This is a genomic window from Photorhabdus heterorhabditis (assembly GCF_001280945.1).
GTDB classification, from domain to species: domain Bacteria; phylum Pseudomonadota; class Gammaproteobacteria; order Enterobacterales; family Enterobacteriaceae; genus Photorhabdus; species Photorhabdus heterorhabditis.
Genome location: NZ_LJCS01000213.1, coordinates 1 through 648, shown reverse-complemented (window position 1 = coordinate 648; position 648 = coordinate 1). Strand labels below are relative to the sequence as shown.

General features: G+C 57.3%; 1 protein-coding gene. It reads right to left on the bottom strand.

Annotated elements, in window-relative coordinates; all coding sequences use genetic code 11:
- A partial coding sequence (locus tag AM629_RS21390; RefSeq protein WP_235525592.1) for a S8 family serine peptidase occupies positions 1–648 on the bottom strand: 648 nt, incomplete at both ends.

Genomic DNA, 648 nt, shown 5'->3' with positions numbered 1-648 from the left:
CACCGACTTCCACCGAAAAGCGGTTGTTATTGGTCAGTGACCCTTGAGCATTGCCGCCTTCTGCACGATGGTTGCCGCCCGCCGCCACGATGACGGTCCCCAATCCGCCACGACCATTAGCCGCCGCGTACTGCGCATTCAGGCTCAGCGACGCGGCCGTATTGATAGCGCCGTCCTGAAAGCTGCTGAGTGCAAAATCGTCGGTAAATCCCCAGCTATTGTTGGCAACATCAAAACTGACCATATGCCCCAGCCCCGCAAGATCGGCACCGCTATTAGCCAGATAATAGCCGCCCAACGTCGCCTCATAGGCCACCCCGACACCCCCGGCATTATTCTTCGCCGCGACCATCACACCCGCCACCATTGTTGCGTGGTTGGAAACCACATTCGGCAAAGTGCCATGGGTTTGTTGAGTCTGCAACCAGGTTTTATCAACATTCGCCGCAAGGTCGGGGTGATTGATATCAAAGATTTCGGGCGCGGTGGCGAACTGACCACCTGGCTCGAACTGACCAATACGTACGCCCTTACCGGTGTAGTCCTTCCAGACCGGCAGAATGTTGGCATCACTCAGATACCATTGCTGAGCCGTCAAGGGATCAAGCGGGACTTCCGGGGTCAGTAATGTCGCCACGGCGCGCATCG